This is a genomic window from Rothia sp. LK2588 (assembly GCF_040946465.1).
Taxonomy (GTDB): Bacteria; Actinomycetota; Actinomycetes; order Actinomycetales; family Micrococcaceae; genus Rothia.
The window spans coordinates 428,127-453,282 of the sequence record NZ_JAYWLS010000002.1; the positions used below are offsets into that span (position 1 = coordinate 428,127).

The 25,156-nt window shown below is 62.4% G+C and carries 25 protein-coding genes; 9 read left to right on the forward strand and 16 right to left on the reverse strand.

Annotated features, from left to right (window positions below; genetic code table 11):
- Nucleotides 1-32: 32 nt before the first annotated feature.
- The 4 genes from VVR12_RS06330 to VVR12_RS06345 all read right to left on the reverse strand — a co-directional run bounded on the left by VVR12_RS06330 (nucleotide 33) and on the right by VVR12_RS06345 (nucleotide 2,897).
- Complete coding sequence (locus VVR12_RS06330; protein ID WP_368550319.1) at nucleotides 33-443, reverse strand: hypothetical protein; 411 nt, start codon at nucleotides 441-443, stop codon at nucleotides 33-35.
- Between the two features lie 58 nt (nucleotides 444-501).
- On the reverse strand, nucleotides 502-1,881 hold the full coding sequence (locus tag VVR12_RS06335) for an anthranilate synthase component I family protein (protein ID WP_368550320.1): 1,380 nt from the start codon (nucleotides 1,879-1,881) through the stop codon (nucleotides 502-504).
- A gap of 41 nt (nucleotides 1,882-1,922) precedes the next feature.
- Nucleotides 1,923-2,252, reverse strand: a complete 330-nt coding sequence (locus tag VVR12_RS06340; protein WP_368550321.1) for a rhodanese-like domain-containing protein — start codon at nucleotides 2,250-2,252, stop codon at nucleotides 1,923-1,925.
- A gap of 90 nt (nucleotides 2,253-2,342) precedes the next feature.
- Entirely contained in the window at nucleotides 2,343-2,897 is a 555-nt protein-coding gene (locus tag VVR12_RS06345; protein ID WP_368550322.1) for a hypothetical protein, read from the reverse strand.
- Nucleotides 2,898-3,084: 187 nt separating this feature from the next.
- On the opposite strand from VVR12_RS06345, the gene VVR12_RS06350 reads away from it, so the two are divergent.
- From VVR12_RS06350 to VVR12_RS06375, 6 genes are all read left to right on the forward strand, one after another.
- On the forward strand, nucleotides 3,085-4,560 hold the full coding sequence (locus tag VVR12_RS06350; RefSeq protein ID WP_368550323.1) for a peptide MFS transporter: 1,476 nt from the start codon (nucleotides 3,085-3,087) through the stop codon (nucleotides 4,558-4,560).
- 177 nt (nucleotides 4,561-4,737) lie between these two features.
- Complete coding sequence (locus tag VVR12_RS06355; RefSeq protein WP_368550324.1) at nucleotides 4,738-5,277, forward strand: DUF4242 domain-containing protein; 540 nt, start codon at nucleotides 4,738-4,740, stop codon at nucleotides 5,275-5,277.
- Between the two features lie 147 nt (nucleotides 5,278-5,424).
- A complete protein-coding gene (locus tag VVR12_RS06360) occupies nucleotides 5,425-6,483 on the forward strand; it encodes an acyl-CoA dehydrogenase (protein WP_368550325.1) in 1,059 nt (352 codons plus the stop codon).
- Nucleotides 6,484-6,491: 8 nt separating this feature from the next.
- The gene (locus VVR12_RS06365) at nucleotides 6,492-7,214 is read left to right on the forward strand and encodes an ABC transporter ATP-binding protein (protein WP_368550326.1); all 723 of its coding nucleotides are present in this window, start codon (nucleotides 6,492-6,494) and stop codon (nucleotides 7,212-7,214) included.
- A complete protein-coding gene (locus VVR12_RS06370) occupies nucleotides 7,207-8,400 on the forward strand; it encodes an ABC transporter substrate-binding protein (RefSeq protein WP_368550327.1) in 1,194 nt (397 codons plus the stop codon). The genes VVR12_RS06365 and VVR12_RS06370 overlap by 8 nt, the downstream gene beginning before the upstream one ends.
- 3 nt (nucleotides 8,401-8,403) lie before the next feature.
- Nucleotides 8,404-9,141, forward strand: coding sequence for an ABC transporter permease (locus VVR12_RS06375; RefSeq protein WP_368550328.1), 738 nt, complete (start codon nucleotides 8,404-8,406; stop codon nucleotides 9,139-9,141).
- A gap of 1 nt (nucleotide 9,142) precedes the next feature.
- On the opposite strand, the gene mnhG is transcribed toward VVR12_RS06375, so the two are convergent.
- Genes mnhG through VVR12_RS06405 form a run of 6 tightly spaced genes read right to left on the reverse strand, consistent with a single transcriptional unit; the run spans nucleotide 9,143 to nucleotide 15,914 of the window.
- The gene (gene mnhG, locus VVR12_RS06380) at nucleotides 9,143-9,496 is read right to left on the reverse strand and encodes a monovalent cation/H(+) antiporter subunit G (RefSeq protein WP_368550329.1); all 354 of its coding nucleotides are present in this window, start codon (nucleotides 9,494-9,496) and stop codon (nucleotides 9,143-9,145) included.
- 8 nt (nucleotides 9,497-9,504) lie between these two features.
- Entirely contained in the window at nucleotides 9,505-9,993 is a 489-nt protein-coding gene (locus VVR12_RS06385; RefSeq protein WP_368550330.1) for a monovalent cation/H+ antiporter complex subunit F, read from the reverse strand.
- Nucleotides 9,990-10,604: a Na+/H+ antiporter subunit E gene (locus tag VVR12_RS06390; RefSeq protein WP_368550331.1), complete on the reverse strand. Its 615-nt coding sequence runs from the start codon at nucleotides 10,602-10,604 to the stop codon at nucleotides 9,990-9,992. Before VVR12_RS06390 ends, VVR12_RS06385 begins: the two co-directional genes overlap by 4 nt.
- Nucleotides 10,601-12,274: a Na+/H+ antiporter subunit D gene (locus VVR12_RS06395; protein WP_368550332.1), complete on the reverse strand. Its 1,674-nt coding sequence runs from the start codon at nucleotides 12,272-12,274 to the stop codon at nucleotides 10,601-10,603. The genes VVR12_RS06390 and VVR12_RS06395 overlap by 4 nt, the downstream gene beginning before the upstream one ends.
- Complete coding sequence (locus VVR12_RS06400) at nucleotides 12,271-12,747, reverse strand: Na(+)/H(+) antiporter subunit C (protein WP_368550333.1); 477 nt, start codon at nucleotides 12,745-12,747, stop codon at nucleotides 12,271-12,273. Before VVR12_RS06400 ends, VVR12_RS06395 begins: the two co-directional genes overlap by 4 nt.
- Nucleotides 12,744-15,914, reverse strand: coding sequence for a Na+/H+ antiporter subunit A (locus tag VVR12_RS06405; protein WP_368550334.1), 3,171 nt, complete (start codon nucleotides 15,912-15,914; stop codon nucleotides 12,744-12,746). The genes VVR12_RS06400 and VVR12_RS06405 overlap by 4 nt, the downstream gene beginning before the upstream one ends.
- A 130-nt stretch (nucleotides 15,915-16,044) precedes the next feature.
- On the opposite strand from VVR12_RS06405, the gene VVR12_RS06410 reads away from it, so the two are divergent.
- Nucleotides 16,045-17,493, forward strand: coding sequence for a uracil-xanthine permease family protein (locus tag VVR12_RS06410; protein WP_409349888.1), 1,449 nt, complete (start codon nucleotides 16,045-16,047; stop codon nucleotides 17,491-17,493).
- Here the strand turns inward: VVR12_RS06410 and VVR12_RS06415 are convergent.
- From VVR12_RS06415 to VVR12_RS06440, 6 genes are all read right to left on the reverse strand, one after another.
- Entirely contained in the window at nucleotides 17,450-18,259 is an 810-nt protein-coding gene (locus VVR12_RS06415; protein WP_368550335.1) for a glycerophosphodiester phosphodiesterase, read from the reverse strand. The genes VVR12_RS06410 and VVR12_RS06415 overlap by 44 nt on opposite strands.
- A 132-nt stretch (nucleotides 18,260-18,391) precedes the next feature.
- Nucleotides 18,392-18,805 (reverse strand): hypothetical protein, encoded by a 414-nt coding sequence (locus VVR12_RS06420; protein ID WP_368550336.1) that lies wholly within the window; start codon nucleotides 18,803-18,805, stop codon nucleotides 18,392-18,394.
- A gap of 72 nt (nucleotides 18,806-18,877) precedes the next feature.
- Complete coding sequence (locus VVR12_RS06425; protein ID WP_368550337.1) at nucleotides 18,878-19,387, reverse strand: hypothetical protein; 510 nt, start codon at nucleotides 19,385-19,387, stop codon at nucleotides 18,878-18,880.
- A gap of 197 nt (nucleotides 19,388-19,584) precedes the next feature.
- Nucleotides 19,585-20,391, reverse strand: coding sequence for a Cof-type HAD-IIB family hydrolase (locus tag VVR12_RS06430; protein ID WP_368550338.1), 807 nt, complete (start codon nucleotides 20,389-20,391; stop codon nucleotides 19,585-19,587).
- 12 nt (nucleotides 20,392-20,403) lie between these two features.
- Complete coding sequence (locus VVR12_RS06435; protein ID WP_368550339.1) at nucleotides 20,404-20,922, reverse strand: YbhB/YbcL family Raf kinase inhibitor-like protein; 519 nt, start codon at nucleotides 20,920-20,922, stop codon at nucleotides 20,404-20,406.
- Between the two features lie 102 nt (nucleotides 20,923-21,024).
- Nucleotides 21,025-21,972, reverse strand: a complete 948-nt coding sequence (locus VVR12_RS06440) for a carbohydrate kinase (protein ID WP_368550340.1) — start codon at nucleotides 21,970-21,972, stop codon at nucleotides 21,025-21,027.
- Nucleotides 21,973-22,336: 364 nt separating this feature from the next.
- On the opposite strand from VVR12_RS06440, the gene VVR12_RS06445 reads away from it, so the two are divergent.
- On the forward strand, nucleotides 22,337-23,719 hold the full coding sequence (locus VVR12_RS06445) for a glyceraldehyde-3-phosphate dehydrogenase (RefSeq protein WP_409349892.1): 1,383 nt from the start codon (nucleotides 22,337-22,339) through the stop codon (nucleotides 23,717-23,719).
- A gap of 254 nt (nucleotides 23,720-23,973) precedes the next feature.
- A complete protein-coding gene (locus VVR12_RS06450) occupies nucleotides 23,974-25,068 on the forward strand; it encodes a 2,3-butanediol dehydrogenase (RefSeq protein WP_368550342.1) in 1,095 nt (364 codons plus the stop codon).
- Nucleotides 25,069-25,156: the final 88 nt, after the last annotated feature.

The following is a 25,156-nucleotide window of genomic DNA, read 5'->3' on the forward strand; positions in this document are numbered from 1 at the left end:
CTCCAGTTTAGCGGGCTGGCTGAGATCCTCGTCTACCGTTTCGCCACATACAGGGCGGCGGCGATCATGGGGATCTGTAGGGGCAGTCGACGCAGGCGCTTGGCGTCGGAGTCGAACACGCCGGGGATGTCGATGCGGTGGGTGTATTGGTAAACATTAGCGGGGAAGACCGCAGTGAACAGCGCCGCCGCGCCCAGTCCGGACGCCCGCCGCGCCTGGGGTGCCGTCAGTAAGGCGAGCCCCAGACCGAGTTCCGCCACCCCCGAGGCATAAACGACCTGTTCAGAGGTGCCGGGTACCCACGGTGGAACGATGCTGGCAAAACTGGGCACCGAGCTGGGCTTGAAGTGGAGCCCGCCCATCAAGGTCAGGCCGGTGCCGAGAGCCAGTCGGGCCGCTTTCTGGCCGCGGGTTTCGCTGGGATCGAAGGAAAAAATACTCATGCCTCTACCCTACTTCCCTGCAATAAAGAATCCCCGGTACCTAACCCGTTAAGGCGCTCTACCGCGCGCTACGCCGAGCGACGGAAGGCGGAAGCGCCGCGCGCAGCTTGGTGACCATCTCGTCGTATTCCGCGCCGGGATCGGAGTCTGCCACGATCGCACCGCCGGCACTGAGGGACACCTTGCCACCGGGCAACACCACCAGCGTGCGGATGACGATCGAGAGGTTGGCCGCCCCGGATGCCGAGAAGAAACCCAACGCCCCGGAATATATGCCGCGGGGGCGATCTTCGAGCCGGTCGATGATTTGCATAGTCGACGGTTTGGGCGCGCCCGTCATGGACCCGCCCGGGAAGCACACCGCGGCGGCCTCGACCGCGCCGACACCGGGCCGCAAGCGTCCGCGCACCGTGGAGACCAGCTGGTGCACCGTCGCGTAGCTTTCCACGCCCATCAGCACCGGCACCTCGATCGTGCCGGGCTCGCTTACCCGGGAGAGATCGTTGCGGAGCAGGTCCACGATCATCAGGTTCTCGGCACGGGTCTTGGCGTCCTCACGTAACCACGCAGCGCGCGTCCGGTCTTCTTCAACCGAGGACGCCCGCGGCACCGTCCCCTTGATGGGTTTGGTCTCCGCGGCACCGGTGGAGTCCACGGTCAAGAACCGCTCGGGCGAGGAGCTGAGCACCCAGTGGTCCCCGCATTTGAGCAACGCGGCATAAGGGGCGGCGTTGTGGTCTCGTTGGGCCAGGTACAGATCAATAATTCCCTGCGGGTTATAGAGGGTTTCGGGGAGGCGGCCGCGGGTCTCCGCGGTCAGGCACACCTCGTAGCTATTGCCCTCGTAAATCTCGTGCAGGCACTCACGTATCTTTGCCTCGTAGGCCTCTCGCTCGGGCAGGGTGAGGTCGAGGTCCAGGGGCTGGGGCTCCGCTGCGAGGTCGCCCATCATCTCGCCGCCGTCGCGATCCAGCCAGGCCGAGGTGCTCTCCACCCACTCTTCGTCGCCGACGAGCCAGGCGCGTCCGGAAGCGTTCTCGATGATCAGGTAGCGCAGCGCCGGCATCCAGAGTGCGTCGGGAGTCGCCGCCTCATGGGGCGCGGGGAACCCCAGCGCGCGCCGAGCCTCATAACCGAAGTACCCCACGTAACCGCCGAGCAGTTCGTCGCGCAGCTCGGCGGGTGCGTTCTGCACCTGCGGGGCGGACGCCGCGGCCCGCTCGAGCGCGGCGAAGGGGTTCTCGGCGGCAGAAGCATGCTCCACGCGTAATATATCGGCCCCGTCAGGAACGACCCCGAGGTAAGAGAACCGCGACATCGGAGACTCGTTGCGCGCGGAATCCAGCCAGAAAGCGTAGTCGGCGCCGTCGGTGAGCGCGGTGAAAACGCGCTCGGGGCGCACGGGCACGCTGAGCGGGCGGAGGGTTAAAGAAAGCACCCACCCATCTTAGGAGATGGGTGGGTGCTTTCTATACGGGCCTAGAGAACGCGCGGGGTCTCACCGTTGTCGGAAACAATGGGCTTCTCGGCATCTGCCCAGGCACCCATGCCGCCGATCACGTTGATGACGTCGAATCCGGCGTCCTGCAAGTAGGCGGTGGCCTTCAGCGAACGGCCACCCGCGCGGCAGATCACGTAGACGTCTTCATCGAGGGGAACCTCGCCGTAGCGGGCGGGTACATCACCCAGTGGCAGGTGTTGCGCGCCCTTGATGTGCCCGGCCTCCCACTCGTAGTCCTCGCGGACGTCCAAAATTTTGGCGTCGGCGGGGATTTCGTCGACGGTAACCTGGCGCAGATCGTCGTTCATGATGCTCCTTTGAAGCGGGTCTGTTTGCCACCTACTTTCCCACGGACGCCAGCCTCGGGCAAGCGTCCGTAGGGGATGAAGCGGGGCGAACTACAAGTTCATGCGGATCTGGTTCTGGAATTCCGGATCGTTGAACAGCCAGATGCTCAGGGCCAGGCCGCCGAGGAGACCGATGATCGAGAGCACGATCGCGAGGATGTTCATGATCTTGCCGCCGGAGGCCTTCACGCCCAGACGCTGAGCCTTCTTGGCCTTGGCCAGGCCGATGAAGCCGAGCACCAGGGGGATGATCTCGCCGATCCAGAAGAGCATCATCAGGATAGAGAGCACGAGGGCGACGATGCCGAGCACCTTGGAGGTGCTGGCGGCGCTGGTACCTTCGGTGTGAGCGAGATTGTCGTGACCCACGCCGTGGGCATCGTGGCCGAGGTGGTGATCACCGCGCTGTTCCATACCGTTACGACCCAGGCCGTCGCGGTTCTCGTTGTACTGCGGTGCGGCGGGTGCACCGTTGTGAAGGTCGCGGTCGGCATGGTTAACGTCCGCCGAACGCTCGTCGTAGGCGTAGGACGAACCCTGCTGAACGCCTTCATTATTGGAATCGAAATTGTGGTCTAAATGGTGGTTCTTATTTTTGTTATCCATACTTCTTAATATCTCATGTTTTCGGGGAGTTATCGAGGTTCTGCCCCTCGAGAGCATCATTACTCCCAAAAATTGACCCTCTGGTAGCCGTTGCGAGTTGTTGATTTGACGTGATACAGGTCTAAACTTTCCCTGAAAAGCAATCAGAGCTTAAGCTCGATCACACCACTATTTAAGTGAGATTTCTATGAGCGTTTCAGCGTCTCCGTCGCAACCCGACGTAGAACACAACCCGAGCGGTAAGACCTTCTTCGGTCACCCGCGCATGCTTGCCAACCTGTTCTCCGTAGAGATGTGGGAGCGATTCTCTTTCTACGGCATGCAGTCAATCATGATTTACTACCTCTACTACTCGGTGACCGACGGTGGTCTCGGCATCGACCAGGGGGTAGCCACAGGAGTCATCGGCGCCTATGGCGGCATGGTTTATCTTTTGGCCATCTTGGGTGGCTTTGTGGGCGACCGCGTTCTTGGCCCCGAGCGCACTCTCTTTTATTCCGCCGTGCTCATCATGCTCGGCCATATCGCCCTTTCGCTCATTCCGGGGGTAGCCGGTGTGGTCGTTGGTCTTGTTCTCGTAGCAATCGGCTCCGGTGGTCTCAAAACCAACGCATCGGCTCTCGTTGGTTCGCTTTACAGCAAAACGGACGAACGACGTGATGGTGGTTTCACCCTGTTTTACATGGGCGTGAACATCGGTGCGCTCATTGGCCCCCTGTTGACTGGTCTCGGCTGGGGAGCGTGGGGTTTCCACGCCGGCTTCCTGCTGGCCGCCGTGGGAATGGCCTTCGGTCTAATTCAGTACGCCCTCACCCGCAAGAACCTGCCAGCTTCCGCCCATCGCCTTTCTGCTCCGCTGAGCTCGTCGGAAAAGAAGAAGTTTTCACTGATCGGCCTGGTTATTCTGATTGCGATCGTTGCTCTGGTCGCTACCGGGATTATTAATCCCTTTAACCTCTCCAACTGGGTTATGGCTCTTATTGCGATCGGCGCCGTGGCTCTCTTTACCATGATCCTGCGTGATAAGCAGATTACAGCTGATGAGCATTCTCGTGTGGTTTCGTTTATTCCCATGTGGATCGGTAACGCGGTCTTCTGGGCGTTGTACCAGCAGCAATTCACTGTGATGGCCGTTTACTCAGACACCCGCCTCAACTGGCATATTCTCGGCATGGAATTGACCCCGAACCTGGTCAACTCCATTAACCCGATCTTCATCATCATTTTTGCCCCTATCTTCACGTTGATGTGGACCAAGTTGGGAACCCGCCAGCCCGGTTCAGTTTCGAAGTTCTCGTTGGGCATCATCGGTGTTGGCCTCGCCTTCCTGATCTTCCTGACCCAGGCAGGAAACATGAGTGTCAATGTGGGTTGGATCGTCCTTATTCTGCTCGTGTGCACCCTCGCCGAACTTTCCATCTCACCGGTGGGAACCTCACTCTCCACCAAACTGGCGCCTGAAAAGCACCGCGTGAACATGGTGGCCCTGTACTTCACTTCGGTGGCGTTGGGAACCGTTTTGGCAGGCTGGCTCGGCAAGTTCTACTCCATGGAAACTGAGGTCCCCTACTTCTTGAGCCTGGGTATCGGAACCATCATCATTGGTTGTATTCTCTGGGCCATGAATAAATGGATCACTCGCCGCATGGCCGGCGTCCGCTAATCAGCCTCTGATAACTGCATATGTTCTCCAGCCGGCCAGGGCCGATCTGGGTTTACGAAGAAGATTGACGTTATATGACGTTTTTTGAAGTAAATCTAGAAACGCCCTGGCCGGCTGGCGTACATTTCGGAGCAGAACTAGAAATTGTTTGACGCTACAACGAAAGGAAGACACCCCATGGCTCTGTATCTCGTTGAGTTCACGCCCCAGGCTGAAGCATCCAAAGAAACCGCAACCGACATCATCGAGAAGGCTCACCAGGCCCTCGAGGGTCTGGACGCCGAGGTCATCGAAACCCAGGTGACCTCCGACTTCAAGACCGTCTACGCGATTCTCGAAGCAGAGAATCCCGCCGTCTTCGCACAGTCCTACAAAGACACCTTCCGCGATGTCGCCGGCCTCGAAGGTCCCGACGAGGTTCGCCTGGTCGGTGCAGACCTCGAAGACATCAAGAAGCTGAAGAAAGACGCCGAGTACCTCATCGAGTGGGACATCCCCGCCGAGATCACCATGGACGAGTACTTGGCCCGCAAGAAGAAGAACGCCCCGAACTACGCCAAGGTTCCCGAGGTCTCGTTCCTGCGTACCTACGTCCGCGAAGACACCGCCAAGTGCCTGTGTTTCTACGATGCTCCCGACGAGGCAGCGTTGGAGCGCGCGCGTGCGGCAGTCAACACCCCGATCGACCGCATCTTCAAGCTGAACCAGAACAGCTAACCGCCGCGGGGTAGCCCCGCTCGTTTAGCTCTCAGTAGAGGACGCCGCCGCCACCCGATCGCCAAGCCCACCTTCCGGCCCCGATCCCACAGCGGCGGCGTTTTCTATGCCCCAAAACGCCGCTCACTTCTCGAAAGGCACCCCATCATGACAGACTTTCAGCTCGAACCGCTCTACGATTACCCACAGCGCCAGAACGTTATCTCCCTCGCCGCGGAGCACGCCACCGCCGTCGATCAGGACGAACGCAACCCCTTCGAAACCCTCAAAGAACTAGGTGCCGAGGGTCTGCTGACGCTGGGTCGAGAGGGATCGATCCTGCCCCAGGCCGCCGTGGTCTTTGACCTGGCCACCGAGTGCACCGCCACCGCGTTCTCGCTCTGGGCGCATCGCTCAACCATCGCCTTCTTCGACGCCGTGGGCCGGGAACTGCCCGAGGGCCTGGCAACCGGCGAGCTGACCGCGTCCACCGCGATGGCACCCGCTTTCAAAGACGCCTCGGGCGTGGGCGAACTGCAGGTGCACGCGACCCACGTGGAGGGCGGCCTCGAACTCAACGGCATCATCTCGTGGGCCTCTAACCTGCACGAGGGTGGCGTGATCGTATTGCCCGTGGCCGTGGACGACGCCCCCGCCGGAGAAACCGCCAAGTACATCGTGACCACCCGGGTGGGCACCGAGGGCCTGAACATCAAGCACCAGAAGGGCCTGCTGGCCCTCGACGCCACAGAGTCGGGCTTCATGAAGTTCGAGAACCTCTTCGTGCCGCAGTCAGACATCCTCAGCCAAGACGTGCCGGGGTTCCTCGCGAAGATTACCGCGCCCTTCCTCACCCTGCAGTCCTCGTTCTGCCTGGGCCTCGCCGGGGCCGCGCTGAACTCCGCCGCAGACCACGCGGAGGTCTCCCAGGGCGTGTTCATCGACGAGTTCGAACGGGCCGCCGCCGAGTACCGTCGCCTGCGTCAGGAGCTGACCGAGCTGGCCGAGTCCCCGGCCACCGCAGACCGCACCCGCCTGCTGCAGATGCGCCTGGACGTCAGCCACCTTGCCACCGACGCCACCAAGCTCGAGCTCTCGGTCATCGGCGGGCGCGCCTACGCGGTGAAGTCCCCCTCCGGCCGCCGCCTGCGCGAATCGCTCTTCCTCCCCGTGCAGTCCCCCACCGAGGGGCACCTGCGGTACGAGCTCAGCCGCGCCAAGAGTTAGGAACGCCCGTGTCTGCAGCCCTGAGCGTCACCGACGCCGTCAAGACCTACCCCGGCGCCCCCGCGCCCACCCTCGACCGCGTGAACCTTCAGGTCGAGGCGGGCGAGGCGTTCATCGTGCTCGGCCACACCGGATCGGGGAAGTCCACTCTGTTGCGCGCCATCGCCGGCCTCGATGAGCTGGATTCGGGAACGATCGCGATGGCAGACGACGGACGCCTCTCGGTAGTTTTCCAGCGCCCGGGGCTGTTCCCGTGGTTGAACCTGCGCGAAAACATCGAGCTCGGTGCCCGCTACGCGGCGAACAAGGGCCGCGTCGACCCCGAGTACGTCACGGGACTGCTGAGGACGCTGGGGTTGAGCGAGCTGGAGAACCGGCGGGTTGACGAGATCTCGGGCGGCCAGGCGCAACGCGTGGCCATAGGCCGGGCGCTGGCCATTCGCCCCTCGGTGCTCTTGCTCGACGAACCGTTCTCGGCACTGGATCCGGCCACCCGCGAGGAGCTACAGGGGTGGTTGCGCGGTTTGATCGACGAGCTGGGCCTGACAGTGTTCATGGTCTCCCACGACATTCACGAGGCCGTCACGGTCGGCGACCGCATCGGCTTCTTCGAGGCAGGCTCCGGCTTCACCCGTTTCTGGGAGCCCGCCGCCGGTAACGTCAGCGAGGCCGAGATCCTCGAACACTACCGCGCCACCGGGTCTCGAACCCCGCGGGAGAGCCATGTTTGATACAGAGTTTTCCCGTCGCGGCGCATTGAGTGTGGCCGGCGCGGCACTGGGTAGCGGCGCGGTCTGGGGCGCACACGCCCTCGGGCAAGCCGCAGGAACGGGTGCCGAGAGCGGCGAGGACTCGGGTTCGGCGTCCGCCCCGGTGCGCGTAGGGTACCTGCCGATCACCGACTCCGCTCCCCTGCTGCTGGCGCACGCCCAGGGGATGTATGCCAAACACGGCATCGAGGTGGAAAGACCGGTGCTGTTCCGCTCATGGTCGTCGCTGACCGAGGCGTTTCTCTCGGGCACGGTGGACGTCATTCACCTGCTCATGCCGATGGCGGTATACCTCAAATACGACCTCGGCGCGGACGCTCAGATCGTGGCCTGGAACCACGTCAATGGTTCGTCGCTCACGGTGGCACCTTCGATTGACCGCACCGAAGACCTCGCCGGGACCACCGTGGCGATTCCCGGCTGGTTCTCGATCCATAACATTCTTGTGCAGAAGATTCTGCGTGAGGCCGGGCTGACCCCGGTCATCCGCAAAACCCCCGACGCCTCCCGCCGGGAGGTCGCGCTGGTAGTCATGGCCCCGGCCGACATGATTCCCGCGCTGGCCAACGGAACCATCGCCGCGTTCACCGTGGCCGACCCCTTCAACGCCGCCGCCGAGATCCAGAAGGTCGGCACGATTCACCGCTACATGGGCGACGTCTGGCGCGATCACGCCTGCTGCGTGACGATGATGCGCTCCGAGCTGATCGACCGCTCCGACGGGGCGGGGCAAAAATTCGTGGACGCCCTCGTCGAGGCCCAGCGCTTCGGGCGGGAACACCGCCCCGAGGCCGCAAAAATCCTCTCGGAGAAGAAGTACCTGCCGCAGAAACCGCCGGCGATCCTGCGGGCGATGACCGACCACGGCGCCGAACACCGCTCGGTGATCCGCCACCCCGAGTGGGGCGGGCATATGTTGCAGTTTCAGCCCTACCCGTTTGAGAGTTTTACCCACGAGCTCATCGCCCACATGCGGCAGACCACGATGGACGCCCCCACCGCCTTTCTCGATCACCTCGACCCAGCCACGGTGCACCGCGAGCTGGTCAACTCAGAGATGGTGACGGCAGCTATCAATGCTGCCGGCGGCATACAACAATTCGGGCCCAGTGGCCTCACGCGAACCGAACACATCGACGGAGAGTAACCCATGGCTAAGAAACATCACAGCGCCCTGTTAGGCCTGCTCGGTATCGCGTGCGCCGTTCTGCTCTGGTGGGTGTTTACCCATTCGGCCCAGGGCAACACGATGGTCACCGCGTTCGCGCCCGAGAACGTACCCGGAGCGCTGAACGACCTGTTCTCGCGCGGGGTGATGCTCTCCGACATCGGCGTGAGCCTCTGGCGTCTGCTGGCCGGCCTGCTGATCGCGATCGTCATCGGCATTCCGCTGGGGCTAGTGATCGGGTTCTCCCGCACCGCCAGCGGGTTTTCGGCACCGCTAGTGCAGTTCTTCCGCATGGTCTCCCCGCTCTCCTGGGCACCGATCGCGGTGGCCCTCTTCGGCGTGGGTAGCTCCCCGGTGATCTTCCTGGTGGCGATGGCGGCGGTCTGGCCGGTCGCGCTCAACACGATCTCCGGCGTCCACGCCCTGGATCAACAGCACGTGCAGGTGGCACAGACCCTGGGCGCCACGCGCTCGGAGATCCTGAAGACCGTCGTGATGCCGAGTATCCAGCCGTATGTGCTCTCGGGCATTCGGCTGGCGCTCGGCATCGCCTGGGTGATCATCGTGCCGGCCGAGATGCTGGGTGTCTCGTCGGGCCTGGGCTACGAGATTCTCAACGCCCGCGACCGCCTGGCCTACGACGAGATGCTGGCCGTCATCGTGGTGATCGGCCTGCTCGGCATGGTGCTCGATGCGTTAGCACAAAAACTCTTGAAGTGAGTTACTTGCCCGATTCGGCGCTTTCAATCACGGTACGCAGGTCGTCTTGCGCGAGGTCTGCCGAGCGGAAATGCTTGTTGCGGTAACCCGAGCGGCCCATCATGTGCGCCGAGATCGGGATGGTCAGCAACTGCAGTAGCAGGATCACGAGCAGCAGGGGCCAAATAGCCCAGTCGCGTGCCGCGAAGCCCACGCCCAGCAACAGGAGCGTCAGGCCGAATACCTGCGGTTTAGTTCCCGCGTGTAGACGGGAGAGCAGGTCGGGAAAGCGGATGAGGCCGATGGCGGCGCCCAGAGACATGATGCAGCCGAGAAGCAGACACGCCGCGGTGAGCACGTTGGTGAGGGTTTCCACGATCTCTCCTAGTTGTCTTTGGCCGGTTCGGGGCCTTCGTTGCCCTCGGCGGTGGACGGGTCGAAGTTGTCGGGATCGCTACCGTCAACACCGGCACTGTTCTGGGGCCGCTCGACGCGGTGCTCGGGTTCGGCCTGCGCCTCGGCCTGTTCGAGCCTCTCGGGGTCGACCCATCCCGCCGGCTGAGTGCGGTTGGGGTTACGAGCTTGCAGGCGGGAGGGCTTGAGCTTCTTCTCTCCCGACGGCGAGTTATCCGCGTAGCGGGCCACGGTCACCGAGCCCACGAAGCCGATCATCGCCAGCACCACCAGCAGGGTCACGAACTTGTAGGAGTCGCGGGCGACCATGTCCACGCAGAGGGCGGCCATGACGATCGCCAAGAGGACGTCGGTGGCCAGCACCCGATCCAACAGGGTGGGCCCGCGGAAGATGCGGTAGACGGAGCCCGCTGCAGCGAGCGTGAGGATTCCGCCGCAGATCCAGATCACGGTAGTCATCGAGTTCGCTCCTCCAGCAGGTCGGGGGTGGCTTCGCTAATCTGCGCGCGGCGTCCCTTGTGGTCGTCATCCTTAATAGATTCGTATTCTGCTCGGCTACCCACGGCCTTGAGAATCATGGTCTCCAGGCGGTGTGCCTTCTCGCGAAACTCGGCAACGTCTTTCTTGCCGTGCGTGTCGATCACGTGGAAGTAGATGATGGAGCGAAGACGGTCGACCTCCACCACTACTGAACCGGGGATCAGCGACATCGCGTGGGAGACAGCCGTGAGCCACAGATCAGATTCGGTGCGTAGCTGCACCGCCACAATCGAATTGCGCAGCGGCGGGCGGTAGGTCATAGCCACCCACAGCAACTCGATGGACGAGACTGCGATCTGCCACAGCATGTATCCGATGAACTGCAGGGCCGAGAGCGGGTTGAGGCGGTCTGAGATATAGAGCGAGGGCATGCGGAAAACGATCAGGCACAACCAGGCCAACATCAGACCGAAGACGATGAAGGGGAGCGTGAACTTACCCCAGAGAGCGCACCAGACGAAGGCCAACCAGAGCATCGGAAGAATCCATTGCATGAGGTGACCGAGGGAGAAACGGGACTGTTTGCTCATTGGTTTCGCCCGCTTTCTTGGTTGCGGTTGACGGCGTCTTCATTGGTACCTGCGTTTTGGCGATCCAGGTAGGTCTGCAGGTACTCCTCGCGAGAGGGTGACTCCCCCTTGAAGACCGCCTCGATGTACGAGTTGGGGTTCGAGAGGTTCTTCTCGGCGTTGTGTGCCAGCTGGAAGAGCGGGCCCGCCACGAAGGTCAGCGCGGTGCCGACCACGACCAGCCCCACCGTGGGCACGATCATGGACGCCGGGATCGGCTTGTGATCGTGACGGTCTCGTTCTTCCTGCGATTCGTCTTCGATAGCCTCCACCGCGCGCAACAGGGCGGTGGTGGGGTTGGTGGCGTCCCGCGCCGGGCGCCAGAACGCCTTGTTCCACACGCGCGCCAGGGCCAGCAACGTCAGCAGCGAGACCAGGATGCCCATACCGGCCATCAGGTACGCCTGCCAGGTGCCCGCCAACACGGACGCCTGGAGCAGTCCCAGCTTGCCGAGGAAGCCCGAGAACGGCGGGATGCCGCCGAGGTTAATCGCGGGGATGAAGTACAGCACGGCCAACCAGGGGGCGATCTTGACCAGCCCGCCGATGCTCTCGACGTCGGTCGAACCACCGCGGCGTTCCATGAGGCCCACGACCAAGAACAGTCCGGTCTGGATGACGATGTGGTGTGCCAGGTAGAACACCACGGTGGTGATCGCGATTTGGTTATCGACGGCGATGCCCCAGATCATGTACCCGATGTGGCTGATCAGCACGAACGAGAGCATACGCTTGATGTCCGTCTGCGCCAGCGCACCCAAGATACCTACGAACAGGGTCAGCACCGAAACGATCGCCAGCATGGTGTTGAGCGCCCCGCCGGGGAAGAGCAGGGTTTCGGTACGGATGATCGCGTAGACACCCACCTTGGTCAGCAAACCGGCGAACACGGCGGTAACCGGTGCCGGAGCGGTCGGGTAGGAGTCGGGCAGCCAGAGGGAGAGCGGGAAGACCGCCGCCTTGATGCCGAAAGCGATCAACAGCATGAGGTGCAGCTGCATCTGCGAGCTCTCCGGCAGGGTTTGCAACTTCAGCGAGAGGTCGGCCATGTTGATCGTGCCGGTGGCGGCGTAGACCAGGCCCAGCGCGGTGAGGAAGAGCAGGGACGACACCACGGAAACCACCACGTAGGTGGTGGCCGCGCGGATGCGCGGGGTGGTGGCGTTCATGGTGATCAGAACGTAGGAGGCCATCAGCAGGATCTCGAAGCCCACGTAGAGGTTGAAGAGATCTCCCGCCAAGAACGCGTTCGAGACGCCTGCCAGCAGCAGCAGGTAGGTCGGGTAGAACACGGAGATCGGCACTTCGTGGTCGTCGTCCGAGCGGTCCTGGCCGGTGGCGAAGACCAACACGGCCAGCGAGATGGTCGAGGAGACCACCAACATCAGCGACGAGAGCTGGTCGACGACCATGGTGATGCCGAAGGGCGCTACCCAGCCGCCCAGCTGGACCGTCTGCGGAGGAGCGCTCCACGACGAGGCCAGCAGGGTGGATTCGATGATCAGGGCGACCACGATGGCCCCGAACGAGACCCAACGCTGCAGGTTTTGGCGGCCTGCCAGCAAGAAGGTGATGGCGGCGGCGAAGAAGAGAACCGCAACGACCAAAGGCGCTAACTGAACGGTATTCATCGTTTGCCTTCCTTCTTGGCCTGCATCTGTTCGTGGAGTTGAGCGCGAGTGGCTTCGTCCTCTTCGAAGTCGGTGTCTTCGATATCGGGGAGGGCGTCTTCCTCACGGTCGTAGGAATCCTTAGTGGCGACCTTCTGGTCTTCGGTGTCGTCGAGAATCTCATCCGCCAGGAACAGCGACCAGGCGCGGTAGATCATACCGAGCACCAGGGCGGTGACCGCGAAGGAGATCACGATCGAGGTCAGCACCAGGGCTTGCGGGATCGGATCCGAGTATTCTTCGGCCGGAATATTCTTGTCGTAGAGGGGTGCCAGACCGGTGGGCCCCGAAGCCTGCATGATCAGCAGGTTGGTGGCGTTGGTCAGTAGCATGAGGCCCAGGAGCACGCGCGTCATGGTGCGGTCAAGGATGAGGTACACACCCACGCCGTACATGACTCCCATGATGAGGATGAGGCTGAGATCGATAGTCATCGAGCTGATTCCTCCTCTGCGGAGCGCAGTGCGGTCTCCAGCCGTTCGTTGTTGTGCAACTTGGTCTCTTTGTTCTTGTTCTTACGCCATTCTTCGAGCTTCTGGTCGACGCGCTGGCCGAGTGACCGTAAGACGTCCAGGGCCAGGCCGATCACCAGCAGGTACACGCCGATGTCGAAGATGGTTGCGGTCACGAACTTCACGTCGCCGAAGATCGGCAGGTGCCAGTGCAGGGTGTAGCTGGTGAAGAGAGGATCTCCCAGCAGCAGCGGGAACGCCGCGTACAGGGCGGCGATGCCCAAGCCGAGTCCCAGGAACGCACCCGCCGAGAGCGGGGACGCCGCCTGCAGCTCGTTGCCGCCACCGGCCAGATAGCGCACGGCCAGGGCCAGACCCACCAAGAGACCGCCCGCGAAGCCGCCGCCGGGAAGGTTGTGACCGGCGACCAACATGTACAGCGACACCATGATGAGGGTGTGGAAGAGCAGGCGAGTCATAACCTCCAGCAGAATGGAGCGGCGCTCCGGCGGGAGGGTACGACCGGCCACGATGAAGGGGTCGCGGTGCACGTTGGTGAACTCACCCGCGATGCGCTGCAGACGGGTCTGGTTCGGGCGCTGCGACCACTTCTTCTCCGCCAGCTCAATAGCCTGGGTGTCCAGTTGCGAGTGGCGTTCGAGGTCGCGGCGTCCTTCAATGAAGAGTAGCGAGGCGATACCGGTGGCGGCCAGCGCCAGCACCGAGATCTCGCCGAAGGTATCCCAGCCGCGGATATCCACGAGAATCACGTTCACAATGTTCTTACCGTCGCCCTCTTCGTAGGCCATCTTCGGGATGGCCAGCGAGAGAGCGTCTAGGTTACGAGCCGAGAACGCGAAGGCGGCCAGGGCGGTCATGAGCACGCCGAATCCTACGGCGATGATGATGCGCCAGGTGTGGCCGGCTCGTTCGCGGTGACGGGTGAGCGTCTGCGAGCGAATGTTGCGGGGCAGCACGCGCATGGCCAGCACGAAGGCCACCAGCGAGATGGTCTCCACCAGCATCTGGGTGAGAGCCAGGTCGGGTGCGGCGCGCAGGGCGAAGATCAGGGCGATGCCGTAACCGTTCACCGAGGCCATGAGCACCGCCAAGAAACGCTTGCGTGCCCAGAGAATCACGGTAGTCGCGACGATCATGAGCACGGCCACCGCCGTCTCGGCGGGGCTGATAGCGAAGTGGATGTTGTCGGTAGGCGGGTTCTCCGCGAGCAGGAGCACGATGCTGGGAACCACCACCGCCACGGTGAGGATCACGCCCAGGTAGAAGGCCAGCGAACCACGCTGGGTGTAACCGGTGACGCGGATCGCCAGGCGGTCGAGCACGTCGATAACGTCGCGGTAGTTGTGGTGCGCGGTACGCATCTCGGGTAGCGAGGTCTGGAACGCGAGCACCTTGCTACGAGCCAAGAACATGAGAACGCCGAGCGCCATGATCCCCAAGCTGGTGAACAACGCCGGGGTCACGCCGTGCCAGAGCGCCAGATGCAGCTCGTAGTGGCCGAAATTCTTCACGTAGGAGCTGACCCACTTGTGTACGGGCTCGGGATAGAGGCCGTAGACAATGGTGCCCAGGGTCAGCACGGCGGGAGCAAAGATGAACGCGTAACTGACGGGGCGGAACTGGGTGTCGAGGCTGAGCTCCTCGGCCGGGCCGCGGCGGCGCTTGACCTGCCGCTTGGACGAGACGGTGCCCTGATGGTCTTCGGGGTCTTCGGTGACCTTCTCGTCGGCGAACTTCAGCTTGTCGGTCTCCGCCATGAAGTCGGCGGTCTTACGGCCGAAGGCGCCCCAGACGAACCGGGCCGAGTAGGCGAAGGTCAAAATGGAACCGAGCACCGAGGCAATGATCGCGACCCAGGCGAGCCAGGCGTCCGGCCCGGGGTGGGTGATCTTGTGAATCTCGGTTTCGAGCACGGCCTCTTTTGCGACGAAGCCGGCCAGCGGCGGAACACCGGCCATGGACGCCGCCGAGACAGTACCGATCACCGCGAGCTTGGGCGCGCGGCGGTACAGGCCAGAGAGCTTGTGGATGTCGCGGGTGCCGGCCTGGTGGTCGATGATGCCCACGGTCAAGAACAGTGCCGCCTTGAACAGCGAGTGCGCGAGCATCATCGCGATTGCCGCGTAGAAGGCGTCTACGGTGCCGCCGGCCAGGATGAGGGTGAGGAAGCCCAGCTGCGAGACGGTGCCGTAGGCCAGGATCAGTTTCAGGTCGGTCTGCTTGAGTGCGACCCAGCCGCCGAAGAGCATGGTGAAGGCGCCGAAGATCACGAGGGTCACGTGCCAGACGGGAACCTCGCCGAATCCGGGGGCCAGGCGGAGCATGAGGTAGATGCCCGCCTTCACCATGGCCGCCGCGTGCAGGTATGCGGAGACCGGGGTGGGCGCAGACATCGCACCGGGCAGCCAGAAGTGGGTGGGGAACAGTGCCGACTTGCTCATCGCGCCGCAGAGAATCAGCAACAACGCGATCGAGAGCATGAACGCCGAGGAACCACCGGGGGCGCCGGTGCCGGCCTGGGCGTTTTCGATGATGGACGGCGCCCGCTGCACGATCTGGTGCATCGACTGGGTACCGGCCGCGGTGGCCAGCATGACGATGCCGATGAACATCGCCAGACCGCCGGCGGTGGTGATGATCAACGCCTGCAGGGCGTTACGACGCGCGGAGAGGCGATGGCGGGAGAAGCCGATGAGTAGGTAGGAGAGGATGGTGGTGATCTCCCAGAAGACGAACATCAGAATGAAGTCGTCGGCGGTGATCAGGCCGAACATAGCCGCACAGAAGCTGAACAGGTGCGCGGCGAAGCTACCGACTCCCTCGTGGGAGTGCTTGAAGTACGAGGCGCAGTAGAAGAGCACCAGAGAGCCCACGCCGAGAACCAAGAGGCTCATGATCCACGAGAGCACGTCCATGCGGAAGGTCAGCTGCAGGTCGAGCTGCGGCACCCAGGTGAAAGACTCCTCCCAGGCGTGGCCGTGGAGGATGTCAGACGTATGAGTGAGTACATAGATCAGCGCAAGAGCCGGCACCGCGGCCAGAACGTAGAAGACTCGCGCCCCCAGGCGAGAGTGAAGCCAAGGTGTCACAAGCCAGATGAGCGCAAAACTAAGCAGAATAAGATTCACAGGGCCCCTTGGTATCTGTGGTTGATGCACAACGATTCTATCGGGGATCGTCGTAGGACTCCGTGGTATTCGTTGCGGGCGTACAATATTCTGCGGTTACCTATAGCACCCTTCTTCTCTGGAGCAGTTTTTGAGCTCACACCCGGCACCCCAGCCCCCATCCACCCACGAGGCGCGTCCTGCGCGGCGCTCCCCCTTCGCCTGGAGCCTACACGGTGACGGCAAGCACGTCTCCCCCGGCCACGTGGTGGCGCCCTCCGAGCGCCTGACCTGGGGCCGCACCATCGGCATCGGCGCCCAACACGTGGTCGCCATGTTCGGCGCGACCTTCCTCGTGCCGCTGATCACCGGCTTCCCGCCGGCCACCACCCTGTTCTTCTCGGGCCTGGGCACGATCATCTTCCTGCTCATCACCGCCGGACGCGTGCCCTCCTATCTTGGGTCATCCTTCGCGTTCATCGCCCCGCTGGCCGCGGCGTCCAACCAGTACGGTCCCGGCGGCGCGCTCGGCGGCATCGTCATGGCCGGTCTCTCGCTGTTCGGGGTCGGTCTCATCGTGCAGGTGGCCGGCACCGGGTGGCTCACCAAGCTCATGCCGCCGCTGGTCACCGGTGCGATCGTCGCGCTCATCGGTTTCAACCTGGCCCCCAGCGCCAAAGATAACTTCATGAAGGCACCGATCACCGCACTGGTGACCCTGGCTTCCATCGTGCTCATCTCGGTGATCTTCCGCGGCATGATCGGCCGCCTGTCGATCCTGCTCGGCGTGATCGTCGGTTACATTACCGCTGTGATCCGCGGCGAGGTGGACTTCGCCGCGATCAACCAGACCTGGGAGAAGGAGGGCCTGATCGGCCTGCCGCACTTCCAGACCCCGGAGTTCCACTGGTCGCTGGCGGGCCTGTTCATCCCCGTGATCCTGGTGCTGGTCGCCGAGAACATCGGCCACGTGAAGTCGGTGGCGCTGATGACCGGCGAGAACCTCGACTCCTACTCGGGTCGCGCGCTCATGGCCGACGGCCTGGCCACCACCGTCGCCGGCATGGGCGGCGGTTCCGGCACCACCACCTACGCCGAGAACATCGGCGTGATGGCGGCGACCAAGGTGTACTCCACCGCCGCCTATTGGGTCGCGGCGATCTTCGCGTTGTTGCTCTCGGTCTTCCCCGTCTTCGGCGCCGCGGTGGCGACCGTCCCCGCGGGCGTGCTGGGCGGCGCGGCCACCGTGCTCTACGGCATGATCGGCATGCTGGGTGTGCGCATCTGGGTTGAGAACCGCGTGGACTTCTCCAACCAGGTGAACCTGACCGCCGCCTCGGTGGCGCTGATCGTGGGCATCGCCGACTACACCTGGGACATCGGCCAGCTCCAGTTCGCCGGCATCGCTCTGGGCACCGCCGCCACGCTGGTGGTCTACCACCTCATGGCGTTCTTGGCGCGCAAGACCGGTTCGGCGCCCGAGCCGCTGACGCCCTCCACCGCTACCGGGGACGTCCCCGCCGAGGTTCCCGCCAAATCGGCGGCTCACGACGGGGTTAAGCCGAACGCAGCACCTGCTGCAGACGGTCGACGCGGTTAGTCACGATCCCGTCGACGCCCATGTCGATGAGTTCGCGCATCTCGGTCTCATCGTCGATGGTCCAGACCTGCACGGTGACCCCGATCCAGTGCGCCGCGCGGAGCATGCGAGGGGTCACCACGGGCACGTCGATGCCCAGTAACCGGTAGGTGCGCGGCACCTGCATCGAGTCGAAGCGGTCGATGACTCGCAGGGCCAGCACCCGCATCACCGGGTAGCAGATGCAGGGCAGCCACGAGCCGATCATGAAGAAGTACATCGCCCGCACCGAGGCGCTCGTGCGCAGGCTCCGCTGCGGGGCAAGCTGTCGCAGGTTCTCCAGGGTGCGGGCGCGGCGTTCTTCGGAGAACGAGGCGATGCGCACCCGCTCGATCGCGTCGGCCTCGACGACCACCTGGGGTAGGTGTTGCGCGGAGCCGTCGTCTTTGACGTCGATGTTGAACTTGGCTTGGGGGAACCGCTCGAGGGCTTCGGCGAGGGTGGGAATCCGGTAGCCGCCGCCGAATTCGATCTCCTGCAGCTCGGCCCAGGTCTTTTCACCGATATAACCGGGGACGCCGGTCACGCGTTCCAGGGTTTCGTCGTGGAAGATCACGACCACGCCGTCGGCGGTGGTGTTCACGTCGGTTTCGATCCAGCAGGCGCCGCTGTCGAGGGCGGCGGCGAAGGCTTCGAGGGTGTTTTCGGGGTGTTCGAGGGCGAGTCCACGATGCGCGTAAGACTCAAAACGCCTACTCGGGGCGGAGTTTTTGGGGGAAAGAGTCACGCCAATACCCTAACCTACCGGTTGGTAACCTGCCGGGATTTCAGGCCGCGGCTCTCTCAGCGGCGCTGAACCCTAAAGCAACCTCTTGCAACTGGTGACACCTCAAAACCACCGTGCCGTTGAGAGCTACACCTATTCTGAGGCCGTATCATCATCGGCCGATAGTTTTTCATATCTTGTTTTTACGGCGTAAGCGTAGGCAAATGAAAAACATGTGAAGAGCAAGGAAGTCAGCACCGCCTGTTTTTCCTGCTGAAAGACTATAAATGTAAAGGAGAGCATCGACACAAGAGCTATCGTCGCGGTCATGACAGCTTCTTTCACGCCAGTGATCTTCAGACGACGAAACACCACGTCCAGGATGCAGGTGATGACGAAGAGCAAAATTGACGCGATGATTCCAATGCTGAAATCACCGACGAGATTAAAGGATGATGCGTGGAATAATATATTGGAAATTCTTAGCGACAGGATATACAAAAACCCTGGCAATACGGCCAATACAACGATGGCAAATATTGATTTTACTTCCTGAATTTTTCTCATCTGTTCCATCACCTTAAGGCCAGTGAGGCAAACTAATAGTTGCCCCACTGACCCTAGAGTTATTTTAAATAATTAAATTGGTCCAAAAGTGCTGATAAAGAGTGACATATGATGGGCAGTCGTTTGTGCAGTTACGGGATCCATCCCGAGCTGGATTAGACCTGTTGCAATAGAGCCTTCCGTCCATTCATCAAGCCGATTTAGTACGTTATAAAGCTTGTCTGCATGTGGACGAATAGAAGCTGGGAGTCGATCCTTATAATACTTTAGGGTAATTTTGACGGCATTCTTAATCCATCCCGCAACCCCGTAATTTGAAGAGGTCTCGCGATGTTTACCATTTGCAAAGTAAGAAGCCAAATCTGCACTAGGAATGTCCCCAGCAACCCTAGCTCGCCTCTCAATTTCACGCCAGTCTGAAACCGTCATTTGAGAAAAACTTGATATTTCATTATAGGAGCTAGGCGATGTAGTTGATGCAGAAGGGTTTAACGGATTGGCTCCAGCCAGGGGAGTAATCATAAAAGAGGAAGCAACGAGAGCCGCGCAAACCATAACTTTTCGAGAATATTTTCTTTCCACAACAGATCTTCTCGGAAGCAATAGGTACAGAAAGTATTATTGACTAGTCATCACGATCTTATAAACAGAAGATAGTGTTTTCAAGAAAAATACTCAATGTTACAAAGCGGAGTCTCACAGACGAAACTTTTCAAAAAATAAGCAATAATTAAAGGTATGTAGTGTGGGCGATGAGGGCCCTGAAGCTATTCGAACGTTCAACGGCGCTCAGCCACAATCTTCTCGATCACCTGCGCGACGCCGTCCTCGTCGAAGGCGGGGCAGGTACGGCCGACCTCGGCGATGAGCTGCCGCGAACCCGAGGCCATCGCGAAGGCATGACCCGCCCAGCGCAGCATCTCGAGATCGTTGGGCATGTCGCCGAAGGCCGCGGTTTCGTCGGCGGTAATGCCGCGGGCGGTGGCGAAGCGTTGCAGCATGGTGCCCTTGTTCACGCCCGAGCGGGCCAGCTCGATCAGCGGCACCCCCGGCACCCCGGCGGTCACGCCCAGCCGGTCGCCGACCACCTCGCGCGCCTCGTCCAAGAGCCGCTCGGGATCGGCACCGGGCAGGCGCATCAGATACTTGACCACGCCGTCCTCCCGGTGAAAAACCGGGTCGAGGTCGCCCTCAACCAGCGGCACCCCGGCCAACACCGGGCTGTGCTCGTGCTCGCCCTGCAGAAACACGGTGTCGAGGGTTTCCAACGTGAAAGACGCCTTCGGGAACCTCTTCTGCAAGAGCTCATGCACCTCGGCCACCGCCGACATCTCGGTCAGCTCGGCGATCTCCACCTCGTCGGTGCCCAGGTGGTAGAGCACCGCCCCGTTGGAGCAGATCGCATACGAGTCGTGGCGGAGCTGATCTCGCAACGGATCCAGCCAGCGGTGCGGCCGCCCGGTAACGAAGAGGATGTCAATGCCCACCTCGGCGGCGGCCGCCAGCGCCTCGAGGGTACGCGGACGGAAGGTGAAGTCACGATCCAGAAGCGTGCCGTCGAGGTCGCTGGCGATCAGCCTGATCATATGCCGATCCGGTTATTTTTCTTCGTGGGTCACGGTCAGGAAGGCGCGCGCGATGCCGTGGGTGAACAGGTTGAAGTTCACCACGGTCGGGGTCGCCGAGGAATCCACATCCATCTCTTCGACATCCACCGCGGTCACACAGAAAATGTAGCGGTGCGGGCCGTGGCCCTGCGGCGGGGCCGCGCCCAAGAACTCGTCGGTGCCGCCGTCATTGGAGTGCTTCACACCCTGTACCTTGCCCGCGGCGCCCTTCTCGATGGAGGTCACCGAGGCGGGGATGTTCGAGACGCACCAGTGCCAGAAGCCGCTGGGAGTCGGGGCGTCGGGGTCGAAGCAGGTCACCACGAATGACTTGGTCTCTTCAGGGAAACCGCTCCAGGAGAGCTGCGGGTTAACGTCTTCGCCGCCCTCAATGCCGAAGGCCTTGGAGAGCATCCAGGTCGGGGCGGTGCCGCCGTCGGTGATGTCTTCCGAGGTCAGGGTAAAGGTGGGCAGATCGGGAAGGTCTTTGTAGGGTTGGCGGTCGAACACGGTTCCTCCTAGATAAATCGACGTAATCCTTCAACGGAATATGTTTTTAGTCTAACGAGCCGGGGCCACGGCTGATAACCCCGCCCACAACCTGCGGACGCCTCAGCGCGGCAACTCGGCGAGCGCGGCGTCCAGCTCAGTGCGGGTGGGCGGGTTCGCCCCGGCGCGGGAGACCGTGATGCCCGCGGCCACGGCGGAGAAGGTCAGGATCTCGCGCAGTTCTTCGGCGGTCAGCGCGGCCAGCTTCCCCGCCGCCGATGCACCTTCAATGCCGCGGTCGAGCAGAGCCGCAAGCAACGCCGCCATCAGGGAGTCGCCGGCGCCGACCGTGTCGACGACCTCCACCCGGTGGGCGGGCACCTGCACGCCGGTGGGCGCGGCCGCTTTGTTGATCGCCCAGAGGCCCATCGATCCGCGGGTGACCACCACGAGCGAGGCCCCCGCCTTGAGCCAGGCCTTCGCGGTTTCTTCGACGGTGCGGTGGGGGTAGAGCCAGAGCAGGTCTTCGTCGGAGGCCTTGATGAGGTCGGTGTGCGGCACGATGCGTTCGGCCCAAGCGCGGGCGTGTGAGGCATCCGGCACGATGGAGGGGCGGCAGTTGGGGTCGTAGGAGACCAGCGCCCGCTCCCCCGCGGCGGCGATGGTTTCGAGTACCGCGGACGCGCCGGGCTCCAGCATCGCGCCGATCGAGCCGATATGGACGGCGGTGGATCGTTGCGCGGCGTATTCCAGCTCCCCGGCGGCCTGCTCGAGCGACCAGTCGATATCGAACTCGTATTCCGCCGCGCCGTTCGGCTGGATATTCGCCTGGGCCACGGAGGTTTTCTTGCCGTCGGCGCCCACGGGGAGGTTGACGTTGGAGGCCCGCAGGTGCTCGTCGATGAGCGAACCGTAGTCGTCGTCACCGTAGCGACCGATGAACTCCGCCTCGTGGCCGAGCCGACTCACGCCCACGGCCACGTTCATGGGCGATCCGCCCGGATGTGCCTGCTGCGGCTGGTTGGGGCGATTGACAACGTCTACGAGGGCTTCACCGATCACTGTAAGCATGTCTTTATCCTACCTGTTTCGCAGGTCACAGCGGCGACGGATTGTGTGCGGTCTGAGCGCCAAAACCGCACATAAAACCACACGAAAAAAAGCATTCTCAGGGGTGGGAGAGAAAAGATTTTGTCGATTCTGGCAATCCCCGCATACCGCGCCCACCGCGCAATCAAAACGGGCTATGCTTGTGGTGCGCTTTCGCGCGGCACCTCGCACGACGATGTGTGAAACCCTCCGCGAAAAGCATAAATCGCACAAAGAAACCGATCGATGGCAACGACGCTCGATCGACAACGAAGGGAATTCCGTGGCAATTTCTCCCGAGAACGCTCACGAACAGTGGCTCACCCGAGAAGCACATGCAGAGGCAATGATCCCTCTCATCGGTAAACTCAATCGCGAAAATGGCGTGGTGACCAGCATTCATGGCCGCTCCCTCGTCAACCAGTCGGTCATCCAGATCCTCAAGCTGCACCGTTTCGCGCGTCAGATCGACGCCGTTGAGCTCGATCCCGCCGATTCCCTCAAGCTCCTGACCGAACTCGACAAGCTCGACCTCGGCCCCTGCTCCATCGGCCTCGCCCAGCTGCTGCGCAAGTTCAACGAGTCCGGCGCGTCCGACCTGAACGCGTGGTTGCGCGAAGAACTCGCCGAGGTCGTCGGCAAGAAGGGCGAGACCGAGCCCGCCAACCAGGACGTCGTGCTCTACGGCTTCGGTCGCATCGGCCGCCTGCTGGCCCGCATCCTGCTCGAGCGTTCCTCCGGTTCCGGCCTGAAGCTGCGCGCCGTCGTCGTGCGCAAGAACGGCGATGATGACCTCTACAAGCGCGCCTCGCTGCTGCGCCGCGACTCCGTGCACGGCGCCTTCAACGGCACCATCCGCGTGGACGCCGAGAACTCCACCATCATCGCCAACGGCACCCCGATCAAGTTCATCTACTCCTCCGACCCCACCCAGGTCGACTACACCGCCCACGGCATCAACGACGCCATCGTGGTTGACAACACCGGACGCTGGCGCGACCGCGAGGGCCTCTCGCAGCACCTGCAGTGCCCCGGTGCTTCCCGCGTGTTGCTGACCGCACCCGGCAAGGGCGACCTGAAGAACATCGTTTTCGGCGTGAACGACAACATCATCGAAGACTCCGACCAGATCATCTCGGCTGCCTCCTGCACCACTAACGCGATCACCCCCGTCCTGAAGGTCATGGGCGAAGAATTCGGCGTGACCCACGGCCACGTGGAGACCGTTCACTCCTTCACCAACGACCAGAACCTGATCGACAACTACCACAAGGGCGACCGCCGCGGACGCTCGGCCGCGCTGAACATGGTGATCACCGAGACCGGTGCCGCCAAGGCCGTGGCCAAGGCGCTTCCCGAGATGGAAGGCAAGCTGACCGGTAACGCGATCCGCGTTCCCACCCCCGACGTCTCGATGGCTATCCTCAACCTGCAGCTGGAGAAGGCTCCCGGTTCGAAGGAAGAGCTCAACACCCTGCTCCGCGAGACCTCGCTGAGCTCGGCTCTGCGCCGCCAGATCGACTACACCGACTCTCACGAGGTTGTCTCCACCGACTTCGTTGGTTCGCGCACCGCGGGCATCGTGGACGGCCTGGCGACCATTGTCACCGGTAACACCGCGATCCTCTACGTCTGGTACGACAACGAGTTCGGTTACTCCTGCCAGGTGATCCGCGTGGTCGAGAAGATGGCTGGGGCCGCTACCCCGACCTTCCCGGCTGCCGAATAAGGCCCCTCGGGGGCTCTTCTCGCCGAGAGGCCGCTTCATCGTCGAAAGGCCGTCCTACTGACGGCCCCTCGACGGTGGGGCGGCCTTTCGCCGTTTTGCAGGACGCGCGGCGCCGCCCCGCATTAAGGCCTCAACGACCTCAACGTCACAACCGCGAAATGTTGGCTGACACCGGTGAATGCTCCTTTCAACCGGCATACGGTGGAAGTGAGCCCCCGGCTCCACACATCAAACACATGGAGGAAAGTGACATCATGAAGGCTGCGCGCTTTTACGACCGTGGAGACATCCGCATCGAAGACATTGAGGAACCCACCCCCGCCGCCGGTGAAGTGTTGGTCAAGGTCGCCTGGTGTGGCATCTGCGGTACCGACCTGCACGAATACCTCGACGGCCCCATTTTCTGCCCCACGCACCACACCCCGCACCCGATTTCGGGTGAGACCGCACCGGTCACTCTCGGCCACGAATTCTCCGGCGTGGTCGAGGCGCTCGGCGAAGGGGTTACGGACCTCACCGTGGGTGATCACGTGATCGTCGAGCCCTACATTATCGACGACTCGGTCGACACCGGCCCCGAGTCCAAGACCTACCACCTCTCCAAGAACATGAACTTCATTGGCCTTGCCGGACGCGGCGGTGGGCTGTCCGAGAAGGTCGCGGTCAAGCGTCGTTGGGTGCACAAGATCTCTCAGGACGTGCCGCTGGATCAAGCGGCCCTGATCGAACCACTGAGCGTCGGTTACCACGCGGTGGAACGCGCCGGAGAGATCAAACCCGGCGACGTCGCCCTGATCACCGGCGCCGGCCCCATCGGCCTGCTCACCGGCGTCGTGCTCAAGGCCCTGGGCGCGACCGTGGTGATCTCGGAACTCTCGGAGCTACGCCGCCAGAAGGCGCTGGAGTCGGGCGCGGCTGACCACACGTTCTCCCCCGCCGAGACGGACGTCGTCGCTGAGGTCTCAAAGCTCACCGACGGACGCGGCGCCGACGTCGCCTTCGAATGCACCTCGGTGCAACCGGCGCTCGACACCCTTTTCGACGCGATCAAACCCACCGGCGTGATCGTGGTCGTCTCGATCTGGGGCAAGCCTGCCAGCCTCGAGATGCAGAAGCTGGTGCTCAAGGAAGTTGATCTGCGCGGCACTATCGCCTACGTGAACAACCACCCCGACACCATCAAGCTGGTTGAGTCTGGCAAGGTGGATCTCGCTCCGTTCATCACCGGCCGCATCTTTGTGGACGATCTGATCGGTCAGGGTTTCGACACCCTCATCAACCACAACGAGACTGCGGTGAAAATCTTGGTCACCACCGATGAGCAGCGCCTCACCGAGGCACAGGGATAACAGCGCGATCTGCACGACAAACGCCCCGGGGGATTTCCCTCCGGGGCGTTTATTTTGGGGCCTGCACCTCGCTGAGAGGCCGCCCTAT